We start from the raw sequence: 3,296 nt of genomic DNA on the forward strand, positions 1-3,296 counted from the left end.
AGATCAAAAGCCCCTCACCCTAGCCCTCTCCCAGAGGGAGAGGGGACTGACCGAGGTGTTCTTGTGGGTTACATCGACCTGCAATATCGAGTCGAATACAGATTCGGGAAAGCATGGAGATCGGCTCCCTTCCCACTCGCCCCCCTGGGGGAGAGGGCTGGGGTGAGGGGGATGGATTTCAGCTACACCACAAATCTCTGCCTCACTCCGCCAGAAACATCTCCCGACTCAACCCATGCCGCTGCATCTTTTCATTGAACGTGCGGCGCGGCAGTTGCAGTTCTTCGAGCACGGCTTTGACATCACCTTTGTGCCGGGTCAACGCCGCGCGCAGGCATTGTGCTTCGAAGGCTTCCTGCTGCGCCGCCAGCGATTGCCCCGGATCGATTCCGGCGACCGGTTCATCCAGCCCCAACACCTGACGCTCAGCAACGTTGGCCAGTTCGCGAACATTGCCCGGCCAGTCATGGCTGAGCAGGTGACTGAGCTGCGCACCGGTCAACGGCGGAAAGGTCCGGCCCAGACGCTGGGCGGCGTTCTGGGCAAAGGTTTCAAACAGTAATGGAATGTCTTCGCGGCGATCACGCAGCGGCGGCAAGCGCAGTTCTGCGACGTTGAGGCGATACGCCAGGTCCTCACGAAAACGCCCGGCGCGGGCTTCGTCGAGCAAGTCCGGTTTGGTCGCCGCGACAATGCGCAAATCAACGCGAATGCTCTGGTTCGAACCCAGCCGTTCAAGCTTTTGCTCCTGCAAGACCCGCAGCAATTTCACCTGCTGGGCCAGCGGCATGCTTTCGATCTCGTCGAGAAACAGCGTGCCGCCATCGGCATATTCCAGCTTGCCGATGCGCTTGCCCGAGGCGCCGGTAAACGCGCCGCTCTCATGGCCGAACAGCTCGGCCTCGAACAGTTGCTCCGGGATCGCCGCGCAATTGAGCGCTACAAAGGGCTTACCGGCGCGCGGGCCGAAATCATGCAGGCAACGCGCGACCAGTTCCTTGCCGCTGCCGGTTTCACCACGGATCAGCACGTTGACCGGCAACGTCGCCAGATCCAGCACCTGCCGACGCAATGTCTGCAAGCCGCGGGACACGCCGAGCAACGTCGCATCCAGCCTAGCGCGGTTGTCAGCCAGTTCGTGCAGGGCGCGGTTTTCCAGGACCAGGCGGCGTTTGTCCAGCGCCCGACGCAGGCTGCCGAGCAGGGTTTCCGGGCTGAACGGTTTTTCCAGAAAGTCGTAGGCGCCATCGCGCATGGCTTCGACCGCCATCGGCACATCGCCATGGCCGGTAAGCAGAATCACCGGCAGATCGCTGTCGCGCTTTTGCACTTCGGCGAGCAATTGCAAACCGTCCATGCCGGGCATGCGCACGTCGCTGAGGATCACCCCGGCAAAATGTTCCGGGAGCGCGGCGAGGCATTCTTCGGCACGGCTGAACAATTTCACCTGAAACCCCGACAGGCTCAGCCACTGTTCAACGGCGTCGCGAATGCTGCTTTCGTCGTCGACCACCATCACCGAATTGAACATCAGATATGTGCCTCCAGATCGATTGGCAGGGTCAGGCTGAACACTGCGCCGTGGTCGCCATTCTCCACGCTCAAGCGCCCGCCGGATTCATGCACGATGGCGAAGGATACTGCCAGCCCCAGGCCCAGACCGTCACCCACCGGTTTGGTGGTAAAGAACGGATCGAACACCTGGCCCAGATGTTCCTCGGCAATCCCGCCGCCGTTGTCGCTGACGCTGAGCCGCCACAATTGCTCATCGGCCTCCAGACGGATTTCCAGACGCTTGCAGGCTTTTCCTTGCATTGCATCCAGCGCGTTGCGCAGCAAATTGATCAACACTTGTTCGAGACGAATCGCATCACCGCGCACCCACGCCGGACGGGTCAGATGCAGCACCAGGCTGACCTGCTCGTCACGCAGTCGCGCATCGAGCAGTTGCAGTGATTGATCGACCACCGTCGCCAGATCCAGACGTTCGCGCAAGCCGCTCGGGCTTTTGCGGGCGAAAGTCTTCAGGTGGCCGGTTAGGGCGGCCATGCGCGTGAGCATGTCGTCCACCGGTTTCAGCGCCTTGTAGGCGTCATCGACGCGGCCATGTTCGAGCAGCAGGCGCAAGGTTGCCAGTTGCATGCGCTGGGCGGTCAGCGGTTGATTGATTTCGTGTGCCAGCGCGGCGGACATCTGCCCCAGCGCGGCGAGTTTGGCCGACTGCACCAGGCCTTCCTGCGCGGTGCGCAAGTCGCGGGTGCGCTCCTCGACCAGACGCTCAAGCTCTTCACGATTGCGCTGACGGACCTTGGCCAGCCGCCAGCGCTGATTGAGAAACAGCAACAAGAACACCAGCGCCAGCCACACACCGGCGGCGGCCAGCGCGGCGTTGCGCAAATCTTCGAAGGCCACTTGCGGGCGGCGCAGCAGATGCAGGGTCCAGCCTTCGGTCGCCAGTGGCAGCGATTCCCACAGATAGTCCGCCGTGCCTTGTGGACCTTCGACCCGGCGCAGATCGCTGTTGTCATCGAAGCGCCGTAGCGGCAAATGGGTCAGCGGCAGCAGCGATTGCTTGTCGTACTGACGCGTGGTTTTGATCTCGGCCAGATCATCGGCGCTCAACGGCCGCAAGGCGCGATAACGCCAGCCCGGCTGGTTGGCGATGAAGATAATCCCGCGCGCATCGCTGACCAGCAGCGTGTCGCTGCCCTGGCTCCATTCGCGCTCCAGCTCCGGGAATTCCAGTTTGACGACCATGGCGCCGAGGAACTCGTCGTGGTCACCGAGCACCGCGCTGGAAAGGAAATAGCCGGGAATGCCGCTGGTCACGCCCACCGCGTAGAAACGTCCGGTGCCCTGAGTGCGGGTCTGGCTGAAGTACGGGCGAAAACCATAATTGTGGCCGACATAACTGCTCGGCAGCCGCCAGTTGCTCGCCGCCACCGCCAGCCCTGTTCGATCCAGCAATTCCAGGGTCGAGGACTGCGCCGCGCCGTTGATCTTTTCCAGCTTCAGATTCAGTGCCGCTTGCTGCGCGGCATCGACCGGGCCGGCCAGTGCCGAACGCAATTGCGGGTCCAGCGCCAGTACGGCGGGCAGGGCGCGATAGCGATCAATGAGGGTGTGCAATGAGTTGGCGTACAACCCCAGTTGCTGATTGGCGCGGGCCGCGTCTTCTTCCAGCGCCTGACGCTCGGCGTGGCGCATCGCGAGTGTCGCGGCCACGACCGTGCCGGCGATGATCAGCAGGGAATACAACGACAGACGCAGGGTACGGGAAGTCGGCAGCATGCTGG

2 protein-coding genes are annotated in these 3,296 nt (G+C 62.5%); both read right to left on the reverse strand.

Annotation, left to right across the window (positions count from 1 at the left end; genetic code table 11):
* Positions 1-202: 202 nt before the first annotated feature.
* The gene (locus tag D6877_RS01655; RefSeq protein WP_130909653.1) at positions 203-1,531 is read right to left on the reverse strand and encodes a sigma-54 dependent transcriptional regulator; all 1,329 of its coding nucleotides are present in this window, start codon (positions 1,529-1,531) and stop codon (positions 203-205) included.
* Positions 1,531-3,291 (reverse strand): ATP-binding protein, encoded by a 1,761-nt coding sequence (locus D6877_RS01660; protein WP_130909654.1) that lies wholly within the window; start codon positions 3,289-3,291, stop codon positions 1,531-1,533. Before D6877_RS01660 ends, D6877_RS01655 begins: the two co-directional genes overlap by 1 nt.
* Positions 3,292-3,296 lie beyond the last annotated feature (5 nt).

Origin of the sequence: Pseudomonas sp. Sample_9 (assembly GCF_004307535.1) — a bacterium.
GTDB classification, from domain to species: domain Bacteria; phylum Pseudomonadota; class Gammaproteobacteria; order Pseudomonadales; family Pseudomonadaceae; genus Aquipseudomonas; species Aquipseudomonas mercuritolerans.